Below are 7,547 nucleotides of genomic sequence, written 5' to 3'. Positions count from 1 at the left end.
GTCGTCAGCACGTTCAAGTCGAAACCCGATGGCCACTTCTTGTTCCACTTGAGCGCGTGCTTCTGCGTGTCATTGCAAAAGTTCCAGACGTAGTTCACCGCACGGCTCTGCTTGTTAAGCAGTCCGTTGAGCGACTTCACCCGGTAGCGGTAGACAAGAATCATGCCGGTGATCCTAACCCGTGGAAGAAGCTGCCTGTCAACAGCACTCCTTTCCTTCCCGCCATCAACGGTGGAGTTTCTCGGAGCAAATTCTGATGAGCAAGACTTTCGACTACATCGTCGTCGGCGGCGGTTCGGGCGGGTGCGTCGTCGCGGGGCGACTGACCGAGGACCCGGCCGTCACCGTCTGCGTGCTGGAGGCCGGCGGCCGCGGCGACGGCACGGTCGTCAACGTGCCGACCGGCGCGGTCGCGATGCTGCCGACCCGCGTGAACAACTGGGCGTTCGACACGGTGCCGCAGCCGGGGCTCGGCGGACGCATCGGCTATCAGCCGCGCGGCAAGGCGCTCGGCGGTTCGTCCGCGATCAACGCGATGGTCTACATTCGCGGCCATCGCGTCGATTACGACGGCTGGGCCGCGCTCGGCAACGAAGGCTGGTCCTACGACGACGTGCTGCCGTATTTCCGCCTGAGCGAGCACAACGAGCGCTTCGACGACGCCTTTCACGGCCGCGACGGCCCGCTGTGGGTCAGCGACCTGCGCACCGGCAACCCGTTCCATGCGCGCTACCTGGAGGCCGCGCGACAGGCCGGGCTGCCGCTCACCGACGACTTCAACGGCGCGCGGCAGGAAGGCGTCGGCCTCTATCAGGTCACGCAGAAGCACGGCGAGCGGTGGAGCGCGGCGCGCGCGTATCTGCTGCCGCACGTCGGCCGCCGCGACAACCTGACGGTCGAGACGCACGCGCAGGTGCTGCGCATCCTGTTCGACGGCACGCGTGCGACGGGCGTCGAGGTGCGGCAGCACGGCACGGTTCGCACGCTGCGCGCACGGCGCGAAGTCGTGCTCGCGGCCGGCGCGCTGCAGACGCCTCAACTGCTGATGCTGTCGGGCGTCGGTCCGGCCGGCGAATTGCAGCGGCTCGGCATTCCGGTGCGCGCCGACCTGCCCGGCGTCGGCCGCAACCTGCAGGATCATCCGGACTTCATCCTCGGTTACCGCGCGCGCAGCGTCGACACGATGGGCGTGTCCGCGCGCGGCGGCCTGCGCATGTTGCGCGAGTTCGCGCGCTTTCGTCGCGAACGGCGCGGAATGCTGACGTCGAATTTCGCGGAAGGCGGCGGCTTCCTCAAGACGCGTGCGGACCTCGATGCACCCGACATCCAGCTGCACTTCGTCGTCGCGCTCGTCGACGATCATGCGCGCCGGCTGCACGCCGGCCACGGGCTGTCGTGCCATGTGTGCCTGCTGCGGCCGCGCAGCCGCGGCTCGGTCACGCTGCACAGCGCCGATCCGCTCGCCGCGCCGCGCATCGACCCCGCGTTCCTCGACGATCCGCGCGATCTCGACGACATGGTCGCCGGCTTCCGCATCACGCGCCGGCTGATGGAAGCGCCGGCGCTCGCCGAATGGATCACGCGCGACCTGTTCACCGCGAACGTGACGACCGACGACGAGATTCGCGACGTGCTGCGCAGGCGCACCGACACCGTGTATCACCCGGTCGGCACGTGCCGGATGGGGCATGACGCGCTCGCGGTCGTCGATCCGCAATTGCGCGTGCACGGCGTGCAGGGGCTGCGCATCGTCGATGCGTCGATCATGCCGACGCTGATCGGCGGCAACACCAACGCGCCGACGATCATGATCGCCGAGAAGGCCGTCGACCTGATCCGCGGCGTGCGGCGTGTGCCGGCACGTTCGCCTGCCGACACCGAATACGAACCGGCCGCCGTGCCGGCACACCGCGATACCGTTCCTGCGTCGTGCGCGTCGCACGATGCGATCCAGCTCGAGGAAACCCGCCATGTCGTCGCCTGAAGCTTCCCGTCCCGCCGAATCGGCCGCGCCGCTGTCGGCGATCATCATCGGCGCCGGCTTCGCCGGTATCGGCATGGCCGTCGCGCTGCAACGCGCCGGCATTCACGACTTCGTGATCGTCGAGCGCTCGCACGACGTCGGCGGCGTGTGGCGCGACAATCGCTACCCGGGCGCCGCGTGCGACGTGCCCTCGCATCTGTACTCGTTCTCGTTCGAGCCCAACCCGAACTGGTCGCGCGTGTTCGCGCCGCAGCCCGAAATCCATGCGTACCTGCAGCATTGCGCGCGCAAGTACGGCCTCGCTCGCCATCTGCGTTTCGGCGCCGAGGTCGAGCGCGCGCGGTACGACGAGGCCCGTGCGCTGTGGCACGTCACGCTTGCCGACGGCACGACGCTCAGCGCCGTCGTGCTCGTCAGCGGCACCGGCCAGTTGAGCCGCCCCGCGATGCCCGAGCTGCCCGGCATCGACACGTTTCGCGGCCGCGCCTTCCACTCCGCGCACTGGGATCACGACTATCCGCTCGCCGGCAAGCGCGTGGCCGTGGTCGGCACCGGCGCATCGGCGATCCAGTTCGTCCCTGCGATCGCCGGCGACGTCGAGCGCCTCGTCGTGTTCCAGCGTTCGCCGGCCTACGTGATGCCGCGCCCGGACCGGGCGTATCGCCCGTGGGAGCGGGCGCTGTTCCGCCGGATGCCGTGGGCGATGAAGCTGCATCGCGCATCGATCTACGTGCGCTACGAGTCGCGTGCGATCGCATTCACGCGGCTGCACGGGCTGATGGATGTCGCGGTCGGCCGGCCGTTCCGCAAGCTGCTCGCGCGCGACGTGCGCGACCCCGTGCTGCGCGAACTGCTCACGCCCGACTATCCGATCGGCTGCAAGCGGCTCCTGCTGTCGAGCGACTACCTCGCCACGATCGGCCGCGACAACGTCGAACTCGTCACGCAGCGCATCCGGCGCGTGACCGAAACCGGCATCGAGACCGACGACGGCGTGCATCACCCCGTCGACGCGATCGTCTACGGCACCGGTTTCGCGGCGACCGCGTTCCTGTCGCCGATGCGCATCACCGGCCGCGACGGGCTCGACCTGAACGACGCGTGGCGGCGCGGCGCGCAGGCGTATCTCGGGCTCACCGTGCCGGGCTTCCCGAACTTCTTCATGCTGTATGGACCGAACACCAACCTCGGCCACAACTCGATCGTCTACATGCTCGAAAGCCAGATCGCGCACGTGATGCGCTGCGTGCGCGCGATGCGGCGGGACGGCGCGCGCGCGATCGACGTCGATCCGCGCCGCTACCGGCGCTACAACACGCATGTGCAGCAGCGGCTCGAAGGCTCGGTGTGGAGCGGCTGCAAGAGCTGGTACGTCGATGCGTCGGGCCACAACAGCACGAACTGGCCCGGCTTCACGCTGACCTATCGATGGATCACGCGCTTCACGGGGCTGTCCGCGTATCGCTTCACGCAGCCGCTGCCCGGCACCGCGACGCCGACACCGACGCTGACGCCGCCGCACGGTGCCGTCGTCGCGCCGCCCGACGGCCGGATGGAAGCTCTTGCCGCCGCTTCGCTGCGCGGCTTTCTGCGGGTTGCATTCCGCCCGCTGATCGGGCCGCCGTTCGGCGCACGCATGCAGCGCCGCGTCGTCGCGTTGCTGTCGCCGCTGATGCCGGGCGCGGGCGGCACGCTGCGCTACCGGACGTCCGCCGCCGGCGTGCCGGTCGAAGTGATCGCGCCGAAGCGCGGCGACGCGGGCGGCGCGATCCTCTATCTGCACGGCGGCGCGTTCTGTCTCGGCGGCCCGCATACGCATCGCGGCGTGACGACGCGGCTCGCGACCGAAGCCGGCCTGCCGGTGTGGGTGCCCGACTACCGGCTCGCGCCCGAGCATCCGAGCCCGGCGGCGCTCGACGATGCGCTGGCCGCATACGATGCACTGCGCACGCAAGGCTACGCGCCGCACCGGATCGTGATTGCCGGCGATTCGGCCGGCGGCGCGCTCGCGCTGGCGCTCGCCATTGCGCTGCGCGAGCGCGGCGAGCCCGCCGCGGCCGCGCTGCTGCTGATCTCGCCCGTGACCGACCCGGCGCTCGGCGGCGACACGCTCGCATCGCGCCGCCACGACGATCCGATGATCCGTCGCGGCTGGCTCGAACAGGGGTTGCGCTGGTATCACGGCGCGGGCTCGATTGCGGCGCGCGGTCCGCTCGACACCGACTTGCGCGGCCTGCCGCCGATGCTGGTGCAGGCCGGCGACCAGGAAGTGCTGCTGTCGGACGCGCAGCGACTCGCGGCGCATGCGCTCGCCTGCGGCGTGCCGTGCCGGCTGGAGATTCATGCCGCGCGCTGGCACGTGTTTCATCTGCAGGCGTTCTATCTGCGCTCGGCGCGGGACGCGTTGCGGACGCTGGCGGGGTTTGCCGCGCAGCGCGTGACGGCGACGTCGTGATGATCCTGTGAAGCCGGCGATCGAGGCAGTGGAGCACGGCTCCCTCGATCGCCGGCTTGCAACAATGCGACACCCTCTTGCAAAAACCGGCCGTTTATTTTTTTCCGCCACACGCGACCGGCATGATTTCCGCAAGCCTCGGTGTCATGCCGTGGCGACGATCACCCCACTCTGGCGGAGACACAAATGAAAAGAAGCCACACCCTCAAGACGCTTGCCCTGCTCTGTTGCCTGGGCGTCCAGTGCGCGACGTCGGCATTCGCGGACGAACCGAAGAAGGTCGCGTTCGTCGATACGGGCAATACCGGACGCAGCGTGATGGCCGAAGCGATCGCCGGACAACTGATCGTGCAACGGCACGCGCATATCGCGGTGATCTCGCGCGCGGTCGACGAGGATCCGTATGACGAAAAGCCCGAGGAAAACGGCGTGATCCTGATGAAGCGGCGCGGGATCGACACGTCCGCGCATCGTTCGGTGCAACTGAACGCGAATGATGTGAAGCACTCCGACGTGATCCTGACGATGACCGACAAGCACAAGGAAAAGGTGCTCGCGCTCTATCCGTCGGCCGCGGGCAAGGTCTTCACGCTCGCCGAGTACGCGACCGGCGCGCACAAGGACGTGCCCGACGCGTGGGGCAAGCCGATCGACTTCTACGAATCGGTGACCGCTCAGCTCGACGCCTTCATCCCGGTCGCGCTCGACAAGGTCGCGACGGCCGCGCCCGCGAAGCAGTAACGCAGGTCGGACCTGCCGGGTCGCCCGTCGCGATGGAATCGCTCGACGATCCCGACAACCGTGCGGCCGCGCTGCTCGCGCTGCGCACGGTCGCGGAAGCGTGGGGCGGGCTCGGCGCGGTCGCGGCGGAAGCCGGGATCAGCCGCGAATCGCTGTATCGCACGCTGTCGCCCAACGGCAATCCGACGCTGAAAACCCTGCTCGCGGTGCTCAAGACGGTCGGCCTGCGCCTGTCCGTCGTCCCCGCGCAACCGGCGCACGCCTGACGCGGTGCCCGCGTTTCAAGGCTGCACCATCCACACGAGCACCATCGCGGCCGGCGCCGCGCTCATCCCCGCCGGCGGCTGCTCGATCGTCGGCTCGACCTGCAGCACCTGCGCGATCGTCGCCGCATCGTCGACCGTCGTCGTGCGCACGATCGTCATCAGCCGCGCGGGCCGATGCAGCGTCTCGCGATACAGCGCGCCGTACCACAGCGGCCGCATGCCGAGCGCATCCTGCAGCACGTACGGATAACGCCACAGCCGCAACACGAGGCGGCTGTCCGGACGGGCCGGATCGACGCGCACGAACACGCGGCGCGTACTTTCGCCGTGCGTATAGCGCGGCAGCACCGGCAGCGCATCGGCCGGCACCTGCGGCACCAGCCAGCGCAGCGCGGTGGCGGGCGACCACGGCGTCGCGCGTTGCCAGCCGGCCAGCGAGAGATGGCGGTCGAGCGTGTCAGACGTCGCGCACCATTGCAGCGGCAGATATTCCTCGCGATCACCGCCGATCTCGGTGCGCCGCGTCGGCACGCGCTGCCACCCGCCGCGCATCCATTGATCGACGGTCATCGCGACGACGTCGCCCACGTGCGGACGCGCCGCGCGATCGAGCTGCCACTGCGCGGGCACGGTCCAGACGCCGGTCGTCGCGAGCACGACGAGCACCGCGACGAGCGCGCCCCGCGGCTGCACATGCTCGCGCACCTGCCAGTACGCGTAGGCGCCCGCCAGCACCGCGAACCACGCGAGCCCGAGGCTCCAGCCGCCGAGCAAGCCCGACAACCACGTATCGCCGACGTACAGCCGCGCGAAGCCGCCGAGCACGATCCACAGCGCGACAGCCGTCACCACCGGAATGCGCCACAGCGCCGGCCGGTCGCGCGTGATCACCCAGCCGATGCCGCTGCTCGCGAGCATCGCGAACGCCGCATCGGCGTCGGGCAGCGGCACGTGCAGCGCGCCGGGCGGCAGGCTCGCGGGCGTCGTGCCGGGCGGGCCGGCACCGAACGCCGGCACCAGCACGACCGCGATGCCGACCGTCGCGAGCCACCATGCGGACGTCACCCAGCAGCGATGGATCATCAGCCAGACGAGGAACGCGGCCGCGACGATCAGCCCCGTATCGTGTCCGTGCAGCACCGCGAGCGCGCGCATCGCGGCATCCACGGGCGGCGTGCGCAGGTTCTGCAGGAACGCATACAGCCCGATGTCGGCGTGCATCAGCGGATCGTTCGCGACGATGTCCTGCACGATGCCGGCAAACAGCCACACGCAGCCGACGAACAGCAGCGCGAACACGGGCACCGCGCCCGGCAGGCGGCGCCCCTTCTCGATCGCGTCGCGCAGCCAGCCATCGAAGCGCGGCCAGCGGCGCGCGCCTGCATGCACGGCTGCGCCGGCCGCACGGCACAGCAACGGCCAGCCACGCCGCAGCGCGACGCGCACGCCGATCCACACGAGCGCGACCAGCGCGGCGATCACCAGCAGGATCGCGGCGACCCGCACGCTGATCGCGGCGGCCAGCACCGCCGACGCGCCGAACAGGATGCCCGGCGCGACGTGCACGGGCGCCCAGATCAGCGCCGACACGACATTGACCGGGTAGAACGACCGGCGCGGCAGCGTCGCGCAGCCGACCACGACCGGCACGACCGCGCGCACCGGCGCCAGGAAGCGCGCGAGCACGATGCTCTTCATCCCGTGGCGGAGCACGAACTGCTCGCCGCGCGCATAGGCATCCGCGTAGCCCAACCGGACCCACCCGTTTCGAATCGTGCCGCGGTAGTGGCGTCCGAGCTCGTAGCTGACCCCGTCGCCGACGATCGCGCCGGCGGCCGCGACGCCGATCGTCGTCCAGCCGTCGAGCGCGCCCGCGCCGATCAGCGTGCCGGCCGCGAACATCACGGCGCCGGCCGGCACGACCGTGCCGATCAGCGCGATCGCCTCGGCACAGGCGGCGGCGAACACGACCGCCAGCACGAGCGCGGGGTGCGCGCCGATCGCGCCGAGCCATGCGTGGATCGTGTCGCTCATCGCGGGCCGCGCGGCGTGGCGGCGCGGCGTGCCTGCACCGGGCCGGCGATGGCGTGGAGAAGGTTCA

4 protein-coding genes and 2 pseudogenes are annotated in these 7,547 nt (G+C 70.3%); 4 read left to right on the top strand and 2 right to left on the bottom strand.

All coding sequences use genetic code 11. The features are described 5' to 3' along the window. A pseudogene (locus DIE23_RS33120) lies at positions 1–164 on the bottom strand (RNA-guided endonuclease TnpB family protein); the annotation flags it as partial. Positions 165–256: 92 nt separating this feature from the next. Here DIE23_RS33120 and DIE23_RS33115 point away from each other — a divergent pair. The 4 genes and pseudogenes from DIE23_RS33115 to DIE23_RS33100 form a co-directional block, all read left to right on the top strand. Beyond that, entirely contained in the window at positions 257–1,984 is a 1,728-nt protein-coding gene (locus tag DIE23_RS33115) for a GMC family oxidoreductase (protein WP_124616310.1), read from the top strand. Further along, positions 1,971–4,439 (top strand): alpha/beta hydrolase fold domain-containing protein, encoded by a 2,469-nt coding sequence (locus tag DIE23_RS33110; RefSeq protein WP_124616307.1) that lies wholly within the window; start codon positions 1,971–1,973, stop codon positions 4,437–4,439. Before DIE23_RS33115 ends, DIE23_RS33110 begins: the two co-directional genes overlap by 14 nt. Before the next feature lie 186 nt (positions 4,440–4,625). Next, positions 4,626–5,180, top strand: coding sequence for a protein tyrosine phosphatase (locus DIE23_RS33105; RefSeq protein ID WP_124616305.1), 555 nt, complete (start codon positions 4,626–4,628; stop codon positions 5,178–5,180). A 26-nt stretch (positions 5,181–5,206) separates the two neighbouring features. Further along, positions 5,207–5,446: pseudogene (locus tag DIE23_RS33100) on the top strand (DNA-binding protein); the annotation flags it as partial. Between the two features lie 15 nt (positions 5,447–5,461). Here DIE23_RS33100 and DIE23_RS33095 read toward each other — a convergent pair. Next, complete coding sequence (locus DIE23_RS33095; RefSeq protein WP_124616303.1) at positions 5,462–7,480, bottom strand: LssY C-terminal domain-containing protein; 2,019 nt, start codon at positions 7,478–7,480, stop codon at positions 5,462–5,464. Positions 7,481–7,547: the final 67 nt, after the last annotated feature.

The organism is Burkholderia sp. Bp9143, assembly GCF_003853645.1.
Taxonomy (GTDB): Bacteria; Pseudomonadota; Gammaproteobacteria; order Burkholderiales; family Burkholderiaceae; genus Burkholderia.
Note: the sequence above shows the minus strand (reverse complement) of the source record. Positions and strands in the feature narration are given on the sequence as shown.